Raw genomic sequence first — 18,349 nt, forward strand, 5'->3', positions numbered from 1 at the left:
ATCCATCATCTATCAAACATTCAGTCACCATGAAATACCTGCTGTTACGCAAAAAAACCTAGATTACTTAAAATCTAGGATTAGCTAATTTTTTGATTCTGATTACATTGAGTTACTTTGTAAATTTACATCTATTATCGATTAAAGTTTTTCTAACAATCCCATCTGTTCAACAATCTTTATATCATTCATAAATCGTTGTAAACTTACTTTATGCTCTTTTTTTTGTAAATCTGTTGAATAACCTAAGCATATATTAAAAATACTATCTAACCTTTCTCCATCTCCACTATAAAAATAATTCGTCAATACTCCATTATTTTCACTTGCAAGAACCACAACTGTAGCCATCTCTAATACATCTTCTATAACTTCTTTAGAAATCGTTCGATCTTTTTTCTTAGCACTCATGAATTCATGACTATGAATAGAATGAATCCTACCTTCAAGTAAATTGAGTATAGACTTCTTATAAATGACATACACACTGTGAATATGACTTTTATGAGGACAATAGTGATCTTGTAAAAAGAATTTTATACGTTCATCTTCTTTTTCAATTTTTATTGCATCAAGATCATATAATAATATTTGATCAATTTCTTCTATTTTCATAGGAGGAAAAGTATCGGCTACATTTGTTTTATTTTTCATATGATCACTCCAATAATTGAAATAAACCGCTCGCCGCTCCTACTCCAAACAATCCAATCTTTCAAGATACTTTAACATGGCTCCACTTTTAAAAGAACTCAATATGGCACCATCGCAAAACCGCTCAGTCCTCACCACTCCCATGATGAGAGCAAGTACACACTGCTCATTTAAATTTGAGAGCTCCACATTCTCGATATCGTTCAATCCACCTTCAATACCATTTTCTTTAAGGATTTCTCTGTAGCGGGTAAGCTCCATTTCTTGATGTTGTTCTGCAAAGGTATAGACATCTTCGATAAAGTGACGGACTGTTTCGGAATAATGCACAAAAGGCATCTGGATTGGGCGTTCAGCTGTTCCATCATTTTCTTGGTCGATCACCCATTCTCCTATACGATCCTCCTGAAGCAGCGGTATGTATTTTGTTAGAATCTCAAATTGGCTCATTGTTATCCTCCTCTATTTCATTCGTATGGTTTACTCTGTTCGATATCTATGGATCAGTATATAAAAAAATCCGTGATCATCCTACCAGCTAGACACCAGTATTCAAATCACGGACAGTTTTTATTCCTTAAATAATAAATTTGAACTGATATATCCTATTGAAAAGTAAGTGGATATCATATCACTTTAGCTATTTTAGAATGTAACGCTTGTTCTCATAGATTAAATTTCATTTCATTTTTAAATTCCAGAACCATTTGAACAGTTTTTAAGTTATGACCCAAAAAATTATCCTCAAACTCTTTTACAACCCTAAACCCTTTAGATTTATAAAAGTTTTCTCCAGATTTGTTTCCTTTTTCAACATCTACATATAATCTTTTAGTCTTTTTTTCGAGCTTAAAAACTCCTTCATTTAAAAGCTGAGTTCCAATACCCAAGCCTTGTAATTCTGGAAGTACATAAATCGCAGCCAACTCAGCATTTTCATCCTTGTAAAAAAAATTCGCAAAGGAAACAATTTCCTCTCCTTTCTGAGCAACAAGGAAAAGCGACCCCTCTACTCTTTTTTCCAAAGCTTCATCAGAATAAGCTTTTTTTAGGAAGCTATCTTGAATTTCCTCTGGTATTAGCTCCTTATATGTATAGTTCCAAGTTATTTCAGCAACTTCCCTTATTCTTTTAATATCTTTTTGATTCGCTTGACGAATTATAGTATTCATCTAATCTCCTCCATTTTTTAGAATGCTTTCAAGCCCAACAATTAGTTATATATCAGCAATAATAAAATGAAACATATGATCAACTGATAATCAACTGAATCGTACGTTTTGCTCTTGCTACATCCTGTATGAAATTGATGTTCTTCTTGATAGAAAGAATAACACTATGTCGAAGAACTGATCAAAGTGTAGATAAAAAGGTTATGGAGGAAAAAGCAGCCTAGCAATTAATTGATTAGCTTGAAGGCAACAGTTAAAAAACTCAAAAAATCACTGATTTCCCCCGAATATGGTCAATCCATCATTTTAACCAGTAAAAGCCTTATGATTTGATCGTGCATACAGAAGTGGCATTAGTTCAGAATTAAGCTGGAGCCTCCATATATATCGAAGACTCCATTTCCAACTAAACTGCTTTAGCTAAAATAATAAACCGGTGTTGTTTTGCGTCAAAATAACCCTTTTGTTCAATGATTTTATGAATGGTGTATAATTCATCCTTGAAATTACTTATTTCAAAACCTGGCACTTGCCAAGAAATTGCTTTCAGATAATACACCAATGCTCCGATATCATAAAATCTTTGAATAGGGAACTCTTCTGCACTTTTCAACACCTCAAAATGATTCTCCTGTATTTCGTTTAAAGCTTTCTCTAAGTTCCAATCAATAAATTCTTTATTTATTGGTACCCTTAGATTCTCATTAATCTCTATGCAATCGAGTCCACCGACTTGTTGAGTTAGAAAAATACCTTCTTTAGAGATAATTCTTCTCACTTCTTTAGATGAAAATGACTCATGTTGATTGATGATAAGATCAAATTTTCCAGTCTCAAACGGAAGATTTCCATCATTAGAAATTTGAACTACCTTCACTCCTAAGGGTGTTAATCGTTCTTTTGCGATAGGTACATTAGGCAAGTAACCTTCTGTAGCATAAACTGACGTTGGAAAAGGTCTTAATTTTGATAAAAACTCTCCACCACCTGTTCCCATGTCCAGCATTGATTTTGCATTTTGAACAAGAGAAGTAGCTATACTACCATATGACCATGAAAGCAGCTCACTTTTCATTCTTCCAGTTTCAGATATGAATGAGAAATCCCACCCAACAAAAGGTTCATCTGCTTGTTTTATAAATGAAGAAAACTGTTTGTCATTCATCATAATCCCTCCAATTATCATTTTGAGTTTAATGATTAAATATTTGGCGGGCCTCTTACGAATGTATAAAGTTGTTATATTTCATGTTCTTTCAGTCTCATATTGAATCACTCCCATTAAAAATACTTAAAATTATATTTAAAGAGCACCTTGCCGAAGACCTTGATTTTATATTCATCCAGCTGATAATTGAGTGAGACATGAGTTGTTTTGAGAATCGAGAGTACATGATGGGTGTCTCATTATAGAGGACTAAGTACAATAAGAATCCGAATAGGAAAAATAGATTGTTAGTTAAAGTAAAACCCCTCCTGTTGGAAGGGTTTTTATCATTTAGATACTGCCTTTTCTATTGCTGGTTTCGGTCCATCATAGCTGTCATATCCTTTTTACTTAAGAGATAAAGACACTACACACTCCACATGCGCCGTATGCGGAAACATATCGACTGGCTGCATGTATTCGATCTTGTAGTCTTTTGACATGTATTCAAGGTCTTTTGCTAGTGTGGATGGGTTGCAAGAGACGTAGACAAAGCGTTTTGGTTTGACTTGTTTGACGGTGTCTAAGAAGGTGCGCTCGCAGCCTGTTCTTGGCGGGTCGACGACGATGACGTCAGGACGGAAGCCTTCTTTGACCCATTTTGGCAGCCAATGTTCAGCTGTTCCTGTCACATAGGTCGCGTTTTTCATGCCGTGTTTTTTGGCATTTTTCTTGGCATCATCAATTGATTCTTTGATGACATCCATTCCTCGTACTTCTTTGGCGCCTTCTGAAAGCCACATCCCAATGGTTCCAACACCGCAATACGCATCGACAACCTTTTCTTTGCCAGTCAATTTGGCCGCTTTTTTCGCTTCATCGTAAAGCTTTAGCGTCTGCTTCGGATTCAATTGGAAGAAAGCACGTGCACTCAATTCAAAGGAGACGTCTCCTAAAAATTCTTGAATGACCATATTGCCAGCTAGGTGAGATGTTTTATGGCCGAAGATGACCGACGTTTTTTCACCATTAATATTGTGCATAATGGACGTCACTTCAGGCAGACGTTTTTGAATGGCTTCGGCGATTTCTTTTTTCTTTGGAAATTCAGGTTTTGATGTGACAAGAACGACTTGTACTTCCCCTGTTTCAAAGCCGACACGCACGACAATCGAGCGTACGTCGCCTTTTCTTGTCCGTTCATTGTAGACAGATACGCCGAATTTCTCTAAAATTTTGCGGACAACGCCCGTTGTTTTGTTCGTTTTTGGATGCTGCACGATACATTCCTTGATCGGTACAAGCTTATGAGAATTCAGTCCGTAAAGTCCTGCAATGATGTCTCCGCTATGAGAACGACCCACTTGGAACTGACTTTTATTTCGGTAATGCCACGGATCTTCCATGCCGATCGTTGGCCGAATATCAAGTTTTTCAACCAATAGCTTTGTATGACGCTCCATTGATTGAATGACAATATCACGCTTTTCATTTAGCTGCTGCTCATATGCCAAATGCTGAAGCTGACAGCCGCCGCACTCTTCGTATACTGGGCATGGCGGTTTGACTCGATGCTCGGAGCGCTTTCGCACTTTCCTCACTGTACCTTCTGCATATTTTGCTTGGACATTCGTTGCTTCAACCACCACTTCCTCACCTGGAAGCGCGCCTGGGACAAAGACCACTTGCTTTTTAAAATAACCGACCCCTTCACCATTAATGCCAAGGCGTTTAATGGTAAGCGGGAACTGCTGTCCCTTTTGCAAAAGGGCACCTTGCTGTTTTTCTTTCACTTTATTCTCTCCGTTCTATTTGAACCCTTGATAGGTTGTCTTCATTTTATTCCATCTCATTAGTATATCACGTATTAGACAAAGAGAGAAAATTCCTTTCCGTTATTTATCTGTCTCAATGCTTCTCCATAAATATAAAGAAGCGTAGCTTAAATATGGGGTCCATTCCTTGCTTAGCGCTGCCATCTCTTCTTTTGTCGGTTTTTCAGGCAGGTCGAAGTGCCGTTTGATTGCGTTTTGAATACCGATATCTGCCATTGGAAAAAGATTTGGTCTTCCAAGCCCATTCATGAGCACATTTTGAACCGTCCAAGGTCCAATCCCTCTAATCGGAAGCAAACGCTCTTCTACCTCTAGATCGGATAAATCGTGTAATTCCTCTAAACAAAGAGAGCCGCTCACAATTCGTTTCGATACATCGATGACATATTCTGCTTTTCGCTGACTAAATTGAAGCTTTCTCAAATCATCTGTTTCAAGAGAGGCAATGGTTTCTGGTAAAGGATCAAACCATACACCTTCTATTTGCTCGCCGTACGTATGGACAAATCGTTTCGTGAGCTCGTAAGCAAACGAAAGATTAAGCTGCTGATGAATGATACATTTCATTAAACAATGATATAAATGAAAATCCAGCATGAGCGGCGTTCCGATATGCTGCTCAAAAATGGGCGCTAGATTGGTTTGAGAAAAATGGTCTTGAATCATGTGTAATTGATGCTCCATGCCAAATATCCGTTTCACCTCAGAAAGAAGGGGTTCCTCGGGACCGTTTGCTCGCACCCGGAACATAGGCGCATCTTTTGTTCCAGTAGCTTGAACGATGACCACGTACGGTTTTTGCTCTAATCTGATCGGCACTTTGATTTCTCTTTGACTTAAATCGACTGCTTTTAATGGATCACTTGATAAGCGTCTAAGCACTTGATCGAAATGATACGGCGGCTCTACCACCAGCTGTTTTTCCCACATACATGTCATCTTCCTTTCTGCAAACATACGCAGATGTGATTGTTTCATTTTGCATGAATGATTCTCTAGATTGAATACTTTTAAACATAAAGAGTACAAGAATTTATCAGTTATATCTTCCTTATTTGTGGTCATTCTCCTTTTGGATAGACGAAAGATTTTAGTCGAATTCAGCTAAAATTCGACAGCATCCTTCAACATTCTAGGCTCATTTTCCTTAAATTAGAAATAGAACCTCTGGGTGATATCTTCCATTCCGAAAATATTTGTATAATTATGACATATCAAGGAGGTGAACAAAGAAATTAGCGGATTAGGCAATCATTTGTTTTATCTTGCAGGAACATTTTTACCTCATTGATGACCGGCTTCACTTAGTTTCACATTTTACGAAAAAGAAGACCCAAAATTTAAAAACAAAGGAGATCCGACCAATGAAAAAAACAATTCTTTCTGTTGCCCTTGCCACTGCTGTTTCTTCGACACTACCAGTATTCGCTGACGCTGCTGAGCCAAAAACTTCAGCACCTGTTTCTACTACACTTCAGCAAACTGTCTTAAACAAAGCTGCTGAAGGTAAAGCTGGCACTACGGCTAGCCCTAATGTTAACGTAAACTTTGATGTTCTTGGGATTGCCAATGCGATTGTAAACGCAGTAAACGCAAATGCGAACCGCTCTGGATTCGTTAAAAGCGTCATGGAAAGCACATTCTACGCTGCTGGCGGCAGATATAACGTCATGGTCTTTAACCTAAGCCAGAACTACGAAGATCGTTTTAACGGCGTAAAAACTTTCGCTACTGCTAATCTTGGTAATGTTGTTTACGGTATTTGGGTATTCGAAAGCGGTACATTTAAAAACAACGGCGATGGCGGCTGGGATAACTGGGCGTTTAGAGGCTGGTTTGACCGTCAAGATAAATTCGTTACGTTCCATCGTCCTTAATTCTCGGTTTTATCCATCAATCATACACGCACATTGAACCGATCTCAAAAATGAGATCGGCTTTTTTTATGAAGAAAACGTATAAGTTCACCGGCGCTGCTTCATGATATAATGCAAGTCTGGAGGGGTGCACATGCTGAGAAAACTTGCAGTGACAAAAAACGGCGACTTGATTGAACATGCAACATTGCAGCAGCTTTCAAGCCCCGATATCGCCTGGTATTGGATTGATTTTTATGCGCCAACGGAGAAGGAAGCGGCACTTTTGAAGGAATATTTTCATTTCCATCCGCTGGCAATTGAAGATTGTTTTCATTATTTACAGCGTCCCAAGCTTGATTTTTATGAAGGGTATTTGTTTTTCGTGCTGCATGCCCTTAATCAAAAAACGCTTCGTTCTGAAGAAGTCGATCTGTTTGTTGGTGAAAACTATATCGTGACCTTTCATTTGAAGGAAGCACCGTACGTTGAACGTGTGATTCGAAAGCTCAAAGGATCTGATAAAGCGAAAAACAGCGGACCTGAGCATATCGCCTACATGCTGATTGATCAGCTCGTTGATGATTATTTCCCTATTATTTATCAGATTGAAGACAGGCTGAATGAAATTGAGGATGAAGAAGGGCATAAAACGTATGGCACGCTGATGAACGAAGTATTTGGTATTCGCTCAGATTTACTCAAACTGCGAAGAACGATTATCCCGATGAGGGACCTTTTATATCGTATTGTGAACACAAATATGATGAAAAGCGATACAAACCGTCAAGCGTATTTTAATGATATTTATGATCATCTTTTGAAGCTCACAGAGATCGTTGAGTCAAACCGTGATATGACAGCCGATTTACGAGACAGCTATCAGACGCTGAATTCCAACCGGATGAATGCGATCATGATGACATTGACCATTGTGTCGACCATTTTTATTCCACTGACCTTTATTGTTGGGGTGTACGGAATGAACTTTGACAACATGCCTGAATTACACTGGAAGTACGGCTATTTTGGCGTGTTGATTTTCATGGGTCTCCTCGTCTCGGGTATGCTTTTGTGGTTTAAACATAAAGGGTGGTTTAGGATTTTTAAATAATGTTTTGAGAGAAGTGCTTGGGAGGAAGATCATATGGAAAACTGGATTCCACTGAAAGACAAAGAATTAAAATTCGCCTGGAAGACATTTGATCGAGAGTTCAAATTTAAACCAAGCATCTCTCGCTTTCCCGCTTTTCAAGCACCTTCTCCTTACATCACATATGATATCTCTGCTTATTTTGAGGACTCTTCTCTTCTTCATGCAGATGAAGATCTTGAAAAAAAGGCACTGCTCTCTTTTCAGGAGAATATCACCGGCACGGACGAATATATGCTGGCACTTGATTGGCAGCACGAATGCTACTGGATCACACCATATGGCTTGTTTGAAAAAGATGAATTTGGAGAATGGAAAGTTCCTGTTCTCCCTAATGGGGATTACTATTTCTTTTTATCAAAAGAAATGGATTGGGGCCTGCTAGGACATCCTTGGGAGCAAAGCATCACCATTTTCGGTGAGGGCATGATTGACTCTTTTTCACGACATCATCCTCTTTTGTTTCAGCGTAAAATCAGAGAGGGATAATCAAAAAGCCTGCAGGTTTTCTGCAGGCTTATTACTATAGCTGAGGCAAATGCCATACTTTTTCAAGCATGAGATCGTCTAGACTTTTAAAGGAATATCCTTGTTTTTTCAGAGCGGTGATGGCATCATCCAGCGCTTCGGCATTGTCTCTTGAGACGGTATGAAGTAAGTAAATGGCGCCTGGGTGCGCCTGTTTCATCATTTGATCGTATGCATACTGTTTTCCTTTTTGATGATGGATATGCCAGTCCACAAACGCCACTGACCAGAAAACGGTTTGGTAGCCGAGCTGTTTTGTTTCTTTTAATACCCGTTCACTGAACACACCGCGCGGCGGACGAAGATAGAGGTTATCTTGTTTTCCTGTGATTTTGTACACAGCTTCATTGACACGGTCCAATTCTTCTTTGATTTCTTTCGTACTTTTTGTTGTTAAATCAGGATGGTGATAGGAATGGTTGCCAATGATATGACCTTCCTGTGCCATACGTTTGACAAGCCCGGGCTGATCCTTTACAAAGTGACCTGTCACAAAAAAGGTGCCTGGTACTTGATGTTTTTTCAGCACGTCTAATATCTTGGGCGTGTACCCATTTTCATAGCCATTGTCGAATGTAAAATAAATCTCTTTCTTTTTCGTGTTGCCTAAATAGAACGCATCATACTTTTTTAAGAGTGCCGTTAATTCTTTGCCCGCATCCGGCGGCCTGTGCTCTTTACTTTTCGCAAATCCCCAGTTGATAGGCTTATTGGACACGGCTCCTGCTTCTGAGAGAGGCATGGAAACAAAAAGCGCACATAAACAGATCAGCATGTATTTTTTCATTTACGTCACTTCCCGGTTTTTCTTCTATTGTGCAGAATAAGACCGAGACTCATACACCGATTCACCTGCCAATTTAAAGAAAAAAGCCCGCATCGCGCGAGCTATTCTTCCTTCCAATCGGTTTTAAACCGTTCATATTTCGCTTCCAGGTCATCAATCATCTGGATCAGTCTGTCTATATCCTCAACGTCTGTTGATTCGGGATCTAATGAATCAATCACATTCATAAACATATCTAATCGGTTCTTTAAATAATCAACCTGCTGCTCTTTGCTGTCTGCTGCCTTACCCATCGATACACTCCCTTTAGCATTTGTTTATAGCTTATCTTTTTTTCCCTTGCAAATCAATTGTGTCCCCCTTGCGTATAACCGTGATGAGGCTTAAAATTAACTGTTGGCGGGTCTACGTTTGCCCGAATGAAAAGGAGATAGATACCATGAACCAAAAAACAGCACTTCGTCCGATTACACCTGCATACGACCCTTGGGAAGCCTATCTCGATATGCAGGATTACGGAGAAATGAAGCTGACAAATATTGAATTTACGACAACAACATTGTGTAACATGAGATGCGAGCATTGTGCGGTCGGCTATACCTTACAGCCTAAAGATCCGAATGCACTGCCGATTGATTTGTTACTTCGCCGTTTAGATGAAGTTCCGCTCCTGCGCTCACTTAGTATTACAGGCGGAGAGCCCATGCTTTCTCTTAAGTCTGTACGGGAATATGTCGTCCCTTTATTAAAGTATGCCCATGAACGCGGCGTCCGTACACAAATCAATTCAAATTTAACCCTTAATTTGGCGCGGTATGAAGAAATTATTCCATACTTAGATGTCCTTCACATTTCACATAACTGGGGCACTGTCGAAGAGTTTGCAACAGTCGGTTTTGCCATGATGGATCGAAAACCAACCTTTGAGCAGCGCGAGAAATTATTTAACCGCATGATTGAAAATAGTCAGGCACTTGTCAAAGCGGGCGTAACCGTATCCGCTGAAACCATGCTGAATAAGCGCACGCTTCCATATATCGAACACATCCACCGGCAAATCGTCGAGGAAATGAAATGCCAGCGCCACGAAGTTCACCCGATGTATCCAAGTGATTTCGCCAGCGCCCTTGAATCTTTGACGCTTCCGCAAATGCGGGATGCGATTCATCAGCTGCTTGATATTCGTGATCAAAACACATGGATGCTGTTTGGCACCCTGCCATTTTATTCATGCAGTACAGATAAAGAAGACCAGCGTCTCCTCAACCGATTGCGCCAGGAGAAAAATGTCACAGTACGAAATGACCCTGATGGACGCTCACGGTTGAATGTGAATATTTTTGATGGGAATATTATTGTGACAGACTTTGGCGATACACCGCCGCTGGGAAATATTGCAACTGATACATTGCAATCAGCCTATACACGCTGGATGGACACGAAATTAGCAAAAGAACTGAATTGCCATTGCCCAAGCGTGCAATGTCTCGGTCCGAATGTTCTAGTGAAAAACAGCTATTATCAAGATGTTGATTTTACTTCTCGAACAGCCAGGGGGTAACCGATAGATGGATGATACATTTCTGACAGTGGTCAAAAATAAATATATTGAAATTCTCCTTGTTGGACTCGTTCTTTGGCTTGCCGTCTTTATGATTAACAAAGCCCTTCAAATTTTCTTTAAACGAACTGAGTTTATAGAGGACAAAAAGAAGAAAACGATCGAGAGCTTGGTCAAATCGGTCACGCAGTACACCGCTTCGATTTGCTTTGTGCTCTATGTCATTTCTCTTTTCTTTCATGACTTTGGGAAAATTCTTGCGGGTGCTGGTGTCGCTGGGATCGTCATCGGTTTTGGCGCACAGACGCTGATTCGTGATATTTTAGCAGGCGTTTTTCTCATCTATGAACGTCAGATTCATAAAGGGGATTATGTGACGGTGAATAACCTCTTTAATGGAACCATTGAAGAGATTGGTCTCCGCTCTCTGCAAATTAGAGAATGGAGCGGCAAGCTGTTAACCATTTCTAACGGAGATATCCGGCAAATCCAAAACTATAACATGCACTACATGCGGATTACGGAATCTGTGTTAATTAGCGCGAATCAAAACCCAGATATCGCCTTCCAAGCACTTGAATCAGCATGTGACAATTTAAATCAAATGCATCATGATTTTCTTAAAAAAGATGAATTCCAAAACGCCATTGAACCCTTTCAGGTTCATGGAATTATGGGCTTGAATAAGCTGAATCGCGGGATTGAAATCACAGTAAAGGGAATGGTCGAAGACGAAAAATACTTCGAAGCCGCACTCGCTGTGCGAAAAGAAATGATCAAACAACTTCATCAGCATGATGTCAAATTGCTTGAGGATCTTGCTTATCCCCAGCCTGCAAAATAACCTCATTTATGATGGGGTTATTTTTTTATATACATGTTGCCGGGCTGACTCGGGCTTGCGAGAAACATGGAACACTTGAACATTCGCTAACAATTCTCTTCATTCCAGCCCTCTTACTTCTATCCTCTTGACTGATTCATGTATAATAGATAGCAGAATGATTTCATGCAGCATGGGGACCCTCATACTGTGTATTTTCTAAGTGAAAGAGAGTGAATAAGATGGGTCGTAAGTGGAACAACATTAAAGAAAAGAAAGCATCAAAGGATGCCAGTACAAGTCGTATTTACGCAAAATTCGGGCGTGAAATCTATGTGGCTGCCAAACAAGGTGAGCCAAACCCAGAATCAAACCAAGCACTTCGTTTTGTCCTAGAACGTGCAAAAACATATAGTGTCCCAAAACACATTGTGGACCGTGCCATTGAAAAAGCCAAAGGCGGTGCGGAAGAGAACTTCGATGAGCTGCGCTACGAAGGATTTGGTCCAAACGGTTCAATGGTGATCGTTGATGCCCTCACCAATAACGTGAACCGTACAGCTTCAGATGTTCGAGCAGCATTTGGGAAAAACGGCGGGAACATGGGCGTAAGCGGCTCTGTTGCCTACATGTTTGACGAAACAGCTGTCATCGGTGTCGAAGGAAAAAGTGAAGAAGAAACGCTTGAGCTTTTAATGGAAGCAGACGTTGATGTACGTGACATCATGGAAGAAGATGAAACGGTGATTGTGTACGCTGAACCAGATCAATTCCATCAAGTACAAGAAGCATTCAAACAAGCCGGCGTAGAAGAATTCACTGTCGCTGAAATCACAATGCTTCCGCAAAACGAAGTGACATTAGATGATGAATCAAAAGCACAATTTGAAAAGCTGATCGATGTTTTAGAAGAGCTTGAAGACGTGCAGCAGGTTTATCATAATGTGGATTTAGGGGAATAAAAAACTTAAGCCAAAGTAGTCGTTAGTTCTTTCAACTTCTACTAAGGCTTTTTTATTTTCCTTAAAAAATGTAATATATGTATAAGGTGTTAATATCTACAATTTCCAAGGAGATGAGTTTCATTTTTAAAACATGGTGGTTTTCTTATTATGGATTTATGATCATCCCTTATCTTGGCCTATGTCTTATTTTCAACAACTTACCGATATTGACTAAAGTTATCTTCTTTCTTTTTATCATATGGTATTTATATAACGCCTTTGACTTTTACAAAAATGAACTAAAAAGAAAAAAAGAGAAAACCTCTTAGAAAAAAACAGTCATCTCCTCTATTGATAAGAGGAGATGACTGTTTTAATTCATCCCTTGAAACCCAAACGTCAGGTGATCCTGAACAGGAATCCAAGCGCCGATTCCTTGCGAAGTTACGTTTTTCACGACGAGTTTTCGTTTATTTCCTTTTAGCACAAGGTACACTTCTCCGTATGTGACCTTTCCTTTTTCGTTAATCGCTGGTGCATAGGCATGTAGCGCTGCTGCTTTTTTCGGTGAGACGTGGTATGACTGATCTCGTTTTGTTCCTGCACCAATCACGGTATCAAAAGCGAGGGGCAGCTTTGTTTTTTGAATCGCTTTTTGCATCATCAATGTTTTCACATCTTCTGGGTTCGGCACTTTTGCTGTGAGCCCGCCGCTTACTTTTACTTGCTGCTTTTGAACGTATTTTCCAATGGCTGTTTTGTTGCCGCCTCTGTTATCAATATGGTTTGTATTCACTTTTTTGTATTCCCAGTTGGCGACCGTTTCATTTGAATCGTAGCTCAGCGCCCATCTCCCAAGGAAAATGGTCGCACGGTACCCAACAGCTAATGGCGTCCCTGAAATGCTGGATTCATTCAGCATTTTAATCAAATGCGTATTCTCAATCGGTACACTTGTTGTCTTGAACAATTCAGCAGTCAGCTCGCTCGGCTGAAGCAGCGGCTGATCCTGTGACGCGTTCGGATACGTATTCTCCTTCGAGATACTAGCGACAGAGGATGGCACTTTAAATGGCTTTGCCGCCTCCGCTGGAAAGCTGTATAGAAAACTTAAGGATAAGAGAACAACAAACATGATGCGGGGCATCTTTTTCATATCATCACTCTTTCTCATTCATTTTTCCATAGTATTTTCCGCAAAGACGTCCCTTATCCACAAAAGATTATAAAAGGAAAAATCCAATCGCCATAATAAAATAGGCAGCGAGTAATGTAGCGCCTTCAAACCAGTTTGTATCACCATCATTTGATAAAATGACCGTGAGCAGCACAGAGGATGCCATCGCAATGAGTTCTGGCAAAGAGAAAATGAGCGGCATCTGCTTGTCGAAAAATAACGAGCTGATGACAAGGATTGGCGCGACCATCATGGCAACCTGAAGTGTGGAGCCAAAGGCAATTTCCACTGCTACATCCATTTTGTTTTTATACGCCATGATGACAGCCGAGGCATGTTCTGCTGCGTTACCGACAATGGCCACAATAATGACACCGATAAACAGCTCACTCCAGCCAAACTGTTCTCCTACCGTATCAAATGTATGAACAAGGCGCTCTGAAATGTACGCAACTGCAATCGTCGAAAGCAGCAAAATCACGGTGGCAAACTTCCCAGACCATTCAGGTGTTTCTTCTTCCGTCTCTGCTTCACCTTCCATGCTCTCCTGCTTGGCAACATAGACACCGCGGTGGCTGACCAGTTTGAAATAGAGCGCCGCGACATAAAGCAAAATCATCACAATGCTGATCCCAATGCTTAAAACAAACTGTTTATTCTCTGCCATCTCCACCGAAAACACTTCTGGAACGACAAACGCTACAATGATGGCAAACATGAGCAATCCGGAGTTGTGCCTTGCATCATGGACATTGAACACTTGGCGCTTATATTTTAATCCACCAACGAAAAAAGACAGCCCCGCCACAAGCAGTAAATTTCCGATGACCGATCCTGTTAATGAAGCAAGTACGATGGCCGTCAGTCCTTGCTTTAAGGCAAAAAACGATATGATTAATTCCACTGCATTTCCGAATGTGGCGTTTAAAAGTCCGCCAATTCTAGGTCCCGCAATGATGGCAAGACTTTCTGTGGCTCTTCCCATAAAACTAGCAAGACCAATAATGGCGATACAATAAACGGCAAACATGATGACCTGCGGGAAATGAAGAAAACTGCCAATCACCGATAGCGGAACACCGATTGCGACAATTACAAGAAACAAACGATTCATACAGCCATTCTCCTTTACATATGTCTGACTGTTATTCTTTCGTGAGTGCCGGCATCATATACATTTTAGATTCGCGCGTGTGAGAAGGTGATATCAATACTCCCTTTCACGGACTGCACCATAGAGCAATGCTTCAATGCAAGGGTGATCACTTTATCGATTTGTTCATCAGATGTCTTGATGTCTTCAAATAAGATATGTAAATGAATGCAGGAAATTTTGTTTACAGCTCCTGCCCTTGTCGTTTCAGGTGTGATCGTCAGCCCTTCATAGGATATTCGCTTTTTACGGCATACATGAATAAGCATTTCTCCAAAGCAGCCTGCAATGGCTGAGGTGAACAATTGAGATGGGCGGAACCCCAGTTCTTCTGTTCCTGAAATAGGCAGCTGCCTGTCCTCAATATGTGCGATCCAATGATCCTTTTTGTATGTCAGCGTCATTCCTTTTCCACCTTTCTATTGAAACCCCTATGGTTACATTGTACGATGAAAGCATGAACTTGTAAGGAGCATCTTATGTCGAGAATTCACTTTATGATTTTAATTTTACTTGTATCTGTATCTGGTTTTTCACAGGGTGCATTACTTCCTGTCATTTCCATTATTTTTGAACATGCCGGTACTTCTCCTACATTAAACGGCCTGCATGCTACAGGCTTATATCTCGGTGTGCTGCTTGCGTCTCCTTTTATGGAAGCACCGCTTCGCCGGTTTGGATTTAAGCCGTTAATCGTCATTGGAGGCGCTGCTGTTTTTTTAAGCTTGTTTAGCTTTGTGTTTTTTGAATCTTATGTCGTCTGGTTCTTCCTCCGGCTCATGATCGGGATTGGTGACCATATGCTGCATTTCTCTACACAGACGTGGGTGACCTATGCTTCATCCTCGAGAAATCGCGGACGAAATATTTCACTGTATGGATTATCGTTTGGACTCGGATTTGCCGCCGGCCCTTTTTTAACACCGCTCATTGAGATCAATCCAGCTTTGCCTTTTATTGTTTCTGGAGCCGTTAGTTTATGTATTTGGCTGCTTGTGTTTGTTTTAAAGAATACATATCCAGATACAGGCGAAGTGCAAACGTCAGAGCAGACAAACAGTTTAAAGCGCTTTAAAAAGGCCTTTCAATTTGGCTGGGTCGCCTTTATGATGCCATTTTGCTATGGCTTTTTAGAAACGACGCTTAATAGTAACTTCCCTGTATATGCACTAAGAAGCGGTGTGACAGTAGATGCGGTTGCATTTATTTTACCTGCGTTTGCCATAGGGAGCATTGTCTTTCAGCTTCCTCTTGGGATGCTCAGTGACCGGTTTGGCAGGCGCCGCATCATTTTATGTGTGACACTCGCTGGATCATTCTTTTTCCTTTTGGCAGGGATTTTCATTCAATCCGTTTTGGCTGTTGCCATCTGTTTCTTTATTGCCGGAATGGCAGTAGGCTCTACCTTCTCTCTTGGCATCAGTTATATGACCGACTTATTGCCAAAGCATCTGCTTCCCGCCGGGAATTTGATGTGCGGGATGGCGTTTAGTGCAGGCAGTATTCTCGGGCCGGTACTCGGAGGATTCTTTGTGCAAACGTTTGAAGGAATGAATTTACTTTACCTTGTCAGCATCGTGATATTATTTGTGTTTTGCTGCGTTCGATTTGGGAGAACGACGGCATTGGTGGAAAGTCACTAAAATGGAGGGTCAATCGTTGTTTACATATCACATCACAAATGAGGTGACTTTGGCATCTCTACAATTAGATGATGCGGACACACTATTTAGCCTTATTCAAAAAATAAGACCCATTTAGGAGAATGGCTCCCTTGGGTTCATCACTGCAAAAGCATAGAAACGGTCAAAACGTTTATTCAATCGACTCAAACCACCTACAATGAGCAAAAAGGATTGGAAGCTGGCATTCAGCTGAACGAGCAATTAATTGGTGTGTTCCGTCTGACATTTGATCAACAATTAGGCAATATCGGTTATTGGATTGATGAAGATGCGCAAGGACAAGGCATTGTGACAACAATCGTGAAATATATGACAGATACCTTTGCTCCTAAAGTCGATGGATTTGAAATTTTTTGCCCTATTGACCATGTCAGAAGTGAACGTGTAGCAATAAACGCAGGGTTTCATCTCGATCCTCACTACCAGCCAAAACCTGATACAGCTTTTATCCTTAAGCGATATATACGAATGTCGAAATAAAAAACTCCCCTGCACCTATGCAGAGGAGTTTTTTCATTTAATGATAACCATTTTGCCCGTTCGCACTTCCGCTTGTTTTGTGCTTTGGCTGATGGCCTTTGTTTTGTTTCGTATTGCTTCCGCCTTTTTTCGATTGTTTGGACATATGTGATTCCCCCATCCATCAAGATTGAACATGTTCGTTCTTCTTTAGGATGCCCGAATTTCTTCACACCTTGCCTGGTACGATTTTACGCTTATGTAAAAGCGCATTGAGCTCGCCGCCAAGAATAATCATGATCCCGGTTAAATAAAACCAGATCATTAAAATGATGATTCCCCCAATACTTCCGTACATCGCGCTGTAATTAGCAAACTCGCCTACGTAAAATGAGAACAGCATGCTTACCAAGATCCATCCAATCGATGCAAAAATGGCGCCTGGGAGAACAAATTTCAATTTCAGCCTGATGTTTGGGGCGAAATAGTATAAGGATGTAAACACAATCAATAAAATCAACGGGCTAATGATCCACCTCATGGCCGTCCAAATGGTGAGAAAGGCATCTGACTGCCCGACTAATTTAGCGAGAAATAAGCCAAGTTCTTTTCCAAAGACAGGCAGCATTAAGGCAAAAATAATGGTAAGAACCATTGCGATGGTTAAGATGATTGATGTTAAACGTACGAGAACGAAGGAACGATTTTCCTCAACTTCGTAAGCATGGTTAAATGCTCTGACGACGGCATTAATGCCGTTAGATGCAGACCAAAGGGCGGCAATAATCCCGAATGACAGCAATCCGCCGTTACGGCTGTTCAGTGTCTCTTCAGCAATAGATTCAATCATGGAAAGCGCTCCATCTGGCGCATAACCAGAGATGACGCTCAGGACATCCTTCGACGTCAGCGGCAAATATCCAACGAGCGTCAGCACGAAGATGAGAAACGGAAATAATGAAAGCAAAAAGAAGTAAGCAAGCTCAGCAGATTTTGCCGGTCCTTCATGCAGCAAAAAGCGTCCAATTAACGCTTTAACAAAACCCATACGCCTCATCTCCAATGATCAATCTTTCTATTTCGATCGAAAGTGATCTTTTGTTTCTTCAATAATCTCTAATACTTTTGGGGTAGTTTCCTTTAACTGATTGACTTGTTCATTTAAAAATGACAAATCATCTGAGACTGTTCGCATCAGCTGCTTCGTTTCTTCCATTTTTTCTTTCACGCAAGCAGAAATTCTGGCTGGCTCCTGACGGTATTCCGCCAGCTTTTCCTGACAGTCATCCCATTTGTCTTTGAGCGCGATTCTCGTTGGCCGATGAAATAATGTCAGCAGTGCGCCGCAAGCTGCTCCTATCACAGCTCCTCGAAGCATGATTTGATTTTTTTCTTCCATCTCGTCTGATCTCCTT

Annotated in this window: 21 protein-coding genes; 8 read left to right on the forward strand and 13 right to left on the reverse strand. The window is 40.7% G+C overall.

Annotated features, from left to right (window positions below; all coding sequences use genetic code 11):
- Positions 1-141: 141 nt before the first annotated feature.
- The 6 genes from MHI60_RS03485 to MHI60_RS03510 all read right to left on the reverse strand — a co-directional run bounded on the left by MHI60_RS03485 (position 142) and on the right by MHI60_RS03510 (position 5,738).
- The gene (locus tag MHI60_RS03485; RefSeq protein ID WP_144485721.1) at positions 142-654 is read right to left on the reverse strand and encodes a hypothetical protein; all 513 of its coding nucleotides are present in this window, start codon (positions 652-654) and stop codon (positions 142-144) included.
- A 39-nt stretch (positions 655-693) separates the two neighbouring features.
- A complete protein-coding gene (locus tag MHI60_RS03490) occupies positions 694-1,104 on the reverse strand; it encodes a DUF6508 domain-containing protein (protein WP_144485723.1) in 411 nt (136 codons plus the stop codon).
- Positions 1,105-1,319: 215 nt separating this feature from the next.
- On the reverse strand, positions 1,320-1,826 hold the full coding sequence (locus tag MHI60_RS03495; RefSeq protein ID WP_144485725.1) for a GNAT family N-acetyltransferase: 507 nt from the start codon (positions 1,824-1,826) through the stop codon (positions 1,320-1,322).
- A 406-nt stretch (positions 1,827-2,232) separates the two neighbouring features.
- Positions 2,233-2,991: a methyltransferase domain-containing protein gene (locus tag MHI60_RS03500; RefSeq protein ID WP_144485727.1), complete on the reverse strand. Its 759-nt coding sequence runs from the start codon at positions 2,989-2,991 to the stop codon at positions 2,233-2,235.
- A gap of 389 nt (positions 2,992-3,380) precedes the next feature.
- Positions 3,381-4,766: a 23S rRNA (uracil(1939)-C(5))-methyltransferase RlmD gene (gene rlmD, locus MHI60_RS03505; RefSeq protein ID WP_144485729.1), complete on the reverse strand. Its 1,386-nt coding sequence runs from the start codon at positions 4,764-4,766 to the stop codon at positions 3,381-3,383.
- Between the two features lie 102 nt (positions 4,767-4,868).
- Positions 4,869-5,738, reverse strand: a complete 870-nt coding sequence (locus MHI60_RS03510) for a DNA-3-methyladenine glycosylase (protein ID WP_144472454.1) — start codon at positions 5,736-5,738, stop codon at positions 4,869-4,871.
- A 434-nt stretch (positions 5,739-6,172) separates the two neighbouring features.
- Here MHI60_RS03510 and MHI60_RS03515 point away from each other — a divergent pair, with 434 nt between their 5' ends.
- From MHI60_RS03515 to MHI60_RS03525, 3 genes are all read left to right on the forward strand, one after another.
- Positions 6,173-6,685 carry a stress protein gene (locus tag MHI60_RS03515; protein ID WP_111291933.1) on the forward strand — a complete coding sequence of 171 codons (513 nt, stop codon included), beginning with the start codon at positions 6,173-6,175 and terminating at the stop codon, positions 6,683-6,685.
- A 133-nt stretch (positions 6,686-6,818) separates the two neighbouring features.
- The gene (gene corA / locus MHI60_RS03520) at positions 6,819-7,778 is read left to right on the forward strand and encodes a magnesium/cobalt transporter CorA (RefSeq protein ID WP_144472456.1); all 960 of its coding nucleotides are present in this window, start codon (positions 6,819-6,821) and stop codon (positions 7,776-7,778) included.
- A gap of 33 nt (positions 7,779-7,811) precedes the next feature.
- Positions 7,812-8,306, forward strand: coding sequence for a DUF2716 domain-containing protein (locus MHI60_RS03525; RefSeq protein WP_144472458.1), 495 nt, complete (start codon positions 7,812-7,814; stop codon positions 8,304-8,306).
- A 34-nt stretch (positions 8,307-8,340) separates the two neighbouring features.
- Here MHI60_RS03525 and pdaA read toward each other — a convergent pair whose 3' ends face one another.
- Together pdaA and MHI60_RS03535 are read right to left on the reverse strand one after the other, a co-directional pair.
- Entirely contained in the window at positions 8,341-9,132 is a 792-nt protein-coding gene (gene pdaA / locus MHI60_RS03530; protein ID WP_095407981.1) for a delta-lactam-biosynthetic de-N-acetylase, read from the reverse strand.
- A 101-nt stretch (positions 9,133-9,233) separates the two neighbouring features.
- Entirely contained in the window at positions 9,234-9,425 is a 192-nt protein-coding gene (locus MHI60_RS03535) for an SE1561 family protein (protein WP_003218031.1), read from the reverse strand.
- A 146-nt stretch (positions 9,426-9,571) separates the two neighbouring features.
- Here MHI60_RS03535 and yfkAB point away from each other — a divergent pair, with 146 nt between their 5' ends.
- The 3 genes from yfkAB to MHI60_RS03550 all read left to right on the forward strand — a co-directional run bounded on the left by yfkAB (position 9,572) and on the right by MHI60_RS03550 (position 12,478).
- Positions 9,572-10,693 carry a radical SAM/CxCxxxxC motif protein YfkAB gene (gene yfkAB / locus MHI60_RS03540; protein ID WP_144485731.1) on the forward strand — a complete coding sequence of 374 codons (1,122 nt, stop codon included), beginning with the start codon at positions 9,572-9,574 and terminating at the stop codon, positions 10,691-10,693.
- Between the two features lie 7 nt (positions 10,694-10,700).
- Positions 10,701-11,537 carry a mechanosensitive ion channel domain-containing protein gene (locus tag MHI60_RS03545; protein ID WP_025093505.1) on the forward strand — a complete coding sequence of 279 codons (837 nt, stop codon included), beginning with the start codon at positions 10,701-10,703 and terminating at the stop codon, positions 11,535-11,537.
- A 221-nt stretch (positions 11,538-11,758) separates the two neighbouring features.
- On the forward strand, positions 11,759-12,478 hold the full coding sequence (locus MHI60_RS03550; RefSeq protein WP_024425262.1) for a YebC/PmpR family DNA-binding transcriptional regulator: 720 nt from the start codon (positions 11,759-11,761) through the stop codon (positions 12,476-12,478).
- A gap of 355 nt (positions 12,479-12,833) precedes the next feature.
- Here the strand turns inward: MHI60_RS03550 and MHI60_RS03555 are convergent, their stop codons facing one another.
- The 3 genes from MHI60_RS03555 to MHI60_RS03565 all read right to left on the reverse strand — a co-directional run bounded on the left by MHI60_RS03555 (position 12,834) and on the right by MHI60_RS03565 (position 15,194).
- Positions 12,834-13,595, reverse strand: coding sequence for a YfkD famly protein (locus MHI60_RS03555; RefSeq protein ID WP_223250946.1), 762 nt, complete (start codon positions 13,593-13,595; stop codon positions 12,834-12,836).
- Between the two features lie 88 nt (positions 13,596-13,683).
- Positions 13,684-14,751: a calcium/proton exchanger gene (gene cax / locus MHI60_RS03560; RefSeq protein ID WP_144485735.1), complete on the reverse strand. Its 1,068-nt coding sequence runs from the start codon at positions 14,749-14,751 to the stop codon at positions 13,684-13,686.
- A 65-nt stretch (positions 14,752-14,816) separates the two neighbouring features.
- Positions 14,817-15,194 (reverse strand): OsmC family protein, encoded by a 378-nt coding sequence (locus MHI60_RS03565; RefSeq protein WP_056767703.1) that lies wholly within the window; start codon positions 15,192-15,194, stop codon positions 14,817-14,819.
- A gap of 75 nt (positions 15,195-15,269) precedes the next feature.
- On the opposite strand from MHI60_RS03565, the gene MHI60_RS03570 reads away from it, so the two are divergent.
- Positions 15,270-16,433, forward strand: a complete 1,164-nt coding sequence (locus tag MHI60_RS03570) for an MFS transporter (RefSeq protein ID WP_144485737.1) — start codon at positions 15,270-15,272, stop codon at positions 16,431-16,433.
- Between the two features lie 174 nt (positions 16,434-16,607).
- Complete coding sequence (locus MHI60_RS03575; RefSeq protein ID WP_342502684.1) at positions 16,608-16,955, forward strand: GNAT family N-acetyltransferase; 348 nt, start codon at positions 16,608-16,610, stop codon at positions 16,953-16,955.
- A 208-nt stretch (positions 16,956-17,163) separates the two neighbouring features.
- Here MHI60_RS03575 and MHI60_RS03580 read toward each other — a convergent pair whose 3' ends face one another.
- Entirely contained in the window at positions 17,164-17,982 is an 819-nt protein-coding gene (locus MHI60_RS03580) for a YhjD/YihY/BrkB family envelope integrity protein (RefSeq protein ID WP_095407974.1), read from the reverse strand.
- Positions 17,983-18,009: 27 nt separating this feature from the next.
- Positions 18,010-18,333, reverse strand: a complete 324-nt coding sequence (locus MHI60_RS03585; RefSeq protein WP_039177147.1) for a YtxH domain-containing protein — start codon at positions 18,331-18,333, stop codon at positions 18,010-18,012.
- Between the last annotated feature and the right edge of the window lie 16 nt (positions 18,334-18,349).

This window comes from Bacillus sp. FSL K6-3200 (assembly GCF_038630485.1).
GTDB classification, from domain to species: Bacteria; Bacillota; Bacilli; order Bacillales; family Bacillaceae; genus Bacillus; species Bacillus safensis.

Coding starts and splice junctions, on each gene's coding strand:
- MHI60_RS03485 (WP_144485721.1), bottom strand. CDS start 654: ATGAAAAATAAAACAAATGTAGCCGATACTTTTCCTCCTATGAAAATA.
- MHI60_RS03490 (WP_144485723.1), bottom strand. CDS start 1,104: ATGAGCCAATTTGAGATTCTAACAAAATACATACCGCTGCTTCAGGAG.
- MHI60_RS03495 (WP_144485725.1), bottom strand. CDS start 1,826: ATGAATACTATAATTCGTCAAGCGAATCAAAAAGATATTAAAAGAATA.
- MHI60_RS03500 (WP_144485727.1), bottom strand. CDS start 2,991: ATGAATGACAAACAGTTTTCTTCATTTATAAAACAAGCAGATGAACCT.
- MHI60_RS03510 (WP_144472454.1), bottom strand. CDS start 5,738: ATGTGGGAAAAACAGCTGGTGGTAGAGCCGCCGTATCATTTCGATCAA.
- MHI60_RS03515 (WP_111291933.1), top strand. CDS start 6,173: ATGAAAAAAACAATTCTTTCTGTTGCCCTTGCCACTGCTGTTTCTTCG.
- corA (WP_144472456.1), top strand. CDS start 6,819: ATGCTGAGAAAACTTGCAGTGACAAAAAACGGCGACTTGATTGAACAT.
- MHI60_RS03525 (WP_144472458.1), top strand. CDS start 7,812: ATGGAAAACTGGATTCCACTGAAAGACAAAGAATTAAAATTCGCCTGG.
- pdaA (WP_095407981.1), bottom strand. CDS start 9,132: ATGAAAAAATACATGCTGATCTGTTTATGTGCGCTTTTTGTTTCCATG.
- MHI60_RS03535 (WP_003218031.1), bottom strand. CDS start 9,425: ATGGGTAAGGCAGCAGACAGCAAAGAGCAGCAGGTTGATTATTTAAAG.
- yfkAB (WP_144485731.1), top strand. CDS start 9,572: ATGAACCAAAAAACAGCACTTCGTCCGATTACACCTGCATACGACCCT.
- MHI60_RS03545 (WP_025093505.1), top strand. CDS start 10,701: ATGGATGATACATTTCTGACAGTGGTCAAAAATAAATATATTGAAATT.
- MHI60_RS03550 (WP_024425262.1), top strand. CDS start 11,759: ATGGGTCGTAAGTGGAACAACATTAAAGAAAAGAAAGCATCAAAGGAT.
- MHI60_RS03555 (WP_223250946.1), bottom strand. CDS start 13,595: ATGTTTGTTGTTCTCTTATCCTTAAGTTTTCTATACAGCTTTCCAGCG.
- cax (WP_144485735.1), bottom strand. CDS start 14,751: ATGAATCGTTTGTTTCTTGTAATTGTCGCAATCGGTGTTCCGCTATCG.
- MHI60_RS03565 (WP_056767703.1), bottom strand. CDS start 15,194: ATGACGCTGACATACAAAAAGGATCATTGGATCGCACATATTGAGGAC.
- MHI60_RS03570 (WP_144485737.1), top strand. CDS start 15,270: ATGTCGAGAATTCACTTTATGATTTTAATTTTACTTGTATCTGTATCT.
- MHI60_RS03580 (WP_095407974.1), bottom strand. CDS start 17,982: ATGGGTTTTGTTAAAGCGTTAATTGGACGCTTTTTGCTGCATGAAGGA.
- MHI60_RS03585 (WP_039177147.1), bottom strand. CDS start 18,333: ATGGAAGAAAAAAATCAAATCATGCTTCGAGGAGCTGTGATAGGAGCA.